Source organism: Ideonella sp. B508-1, from assembly GCF_000333615.1.
GTDB lineage: Bacteria > Pseudomonadota > Gammaproteobacteria > Burkholderiales > Burkholderiaceae_C > Ideonella.
Genome location: NZ_BADL01000516.1, coordinates 1 through 1304, shown reverse-complemented (window position 1 = coordinate 1304; position 1304 = coordinate 1). Strand labels below are relative to the sequence as shown.

Genomic DNA, 1304 nt, shown 5'->3' with positions numbered 1-1304 from the left:
AGCTCTGATAGCGGATGTAGGGCGGGTTTCCGATAACCGCGTCGTAGACCGGCTCGGGGGCGAGATCAAAAAAGTCGCTGTTGCGCACCCAGGCCTTGCCGCCAGCTTTGTGAACTCGTTCGCGCGCGACACGCGCGCTGTGCGCGTGAATCTCGACGCCGTCCACCTCGGGTTCGGCACCCTTGCCCCGGCGCAGCTTCGAGATACGAGCCACAGCAGCAACCATGAATGCGGCGTCGCCAGCGGAGGGCTCGAGCACGCGGTCGCCGCCGGCTCGAATTGCCCACTGCGCAACGAAATCCGTGACCCGCTCCGGGGTGAAGAACGCACCGCGCACCTTGCGCAGTGCAGGCGTGTCGTTCGGATGGATCAAGGTAGACGTCGGCACTGGAAACATTCTAAGTGTGGACCATGTCAGTCCGGCATCGTCTCGGACGAAACGGCAGCGAGATGCGCGTCAGCCCCCGGCGTCTCCATGAAATGTAGGCACCCGACGGCGATCAGGTTAATGTCGGCGTCCGCCAACCGATCAAACGGCTTGCGGCAGATCTCCGAAACAGGCACGCCAGCTTCGCCCTCCTTGAGGATCGCCACGATCTGGCTCTGCCGTGAACTTGCTCTTCCTCATCGGCCTCTTCCTTTCGGCTTGGGCCGCATTCTCTGGTTTCAGCTGTCTACTTGGTGGGGGAGCTTACGCACCGCCGCGGCCATCGCCGAGAAGTCAATCAGTTTGTCCATCGCCGCGAGCGTCTGTACGTAGCCTTCGAGCTTGGCCTTGCGCTGGCGCACCAGGAACAGGTCGTCGGGGGCCTCTTCCGGGAAGAAGCTCGATAGCTTGATGCGCGGGGTGATCATCTCTACATGTTGCCGCAGCCTGCGCCATTCAGGCGCGTGACGGTGCGGCTTCTAGAAGTGCCCCATGGGGCCCCTTGAAGTTCGTCCGACTGCTGGGGGTCAGTTCAAACCCGGGGCGCTTCACGATAGCCAGGGCGATTCACATTGGCTCAAGTCTGAAGTCTTTAGCAAGAATCAATATCGTCGCACCATAGACCGGTTCTACCTCTAGAAGGCTGAGTTTCCCCGCTCGAATGCTGGCCCGCTTTTCCTGCAGCGCAGGCCACTCCAAGTCAGACGGCTCTGGCTCCTCCCCTCGCATCAAGAAGAACAGGCGACTCATGACTTCGGAACCCTCCTCCTGAATGTCGTTCGCGTTAAATCGATTCACGCGGTCAACAATATTCGACAGCCGCATTTCGTTTACCACGAGGTCATCAACGCCTGTTTGCCACATTTGCTTTCGACTC

General features: G+C 60.2%; 4 protein-coding genes. All 4 read right to left on the bottom strand.

What is annotated here, in order from left to right:
• A partial coding sequence (locus I73_RS20315) for an N-6 DNA methylase (protein ID WP_234409563.1) occupies nucleotides 1-373 on the bottom strand: 373 nt, incomplete at its 3' end.
• Nucleotides 374-414: 41 nt separating this feature from the next.
• Nucleotides 415-594: a hypothetical protein gene (locus I73_RS20310; RefSeq protein ID WP_022982297.1), complete on the bottom strand. Its 180-nt coding sequence runs from the start codon at nucleotides 592-594 to the stop codon at nucleotides 415-417.
• A gap of 72 nt (nucleotides 595-666) precedes the next feature.
• The gene (locus tag I73_RS20305) at nucleotides 667-855 is read right to left on the bottom strand and encodes a hypothetical protein (RefSeq protein WP_022982296.1); all 189 of its coding nucleotides are present in this window, start codon (nucleotides 853-855) and stop codon (nucleotides 667-669) included.
• A gap of 139 nt (nucleotides 856-994) precedes the next feature.
• Nucleotides 995-1304: hypothetical protein (locus tag I73_RS20300; RefSeq protein ID WP_026096991.1), on the bottom strand; the 310-nt coding region annotated here is incomplete at its 5' end.

What these genes read in the sequence shown, in the direction of transcription:
- I73_RS20305 (WP_022982296.1), bottom strand. Translation starts at nt 855, where the DNA reads ATGATCACCCCGCGCATCAAGCTATCGAGCTTCTTCCCGGAAGAGGCC.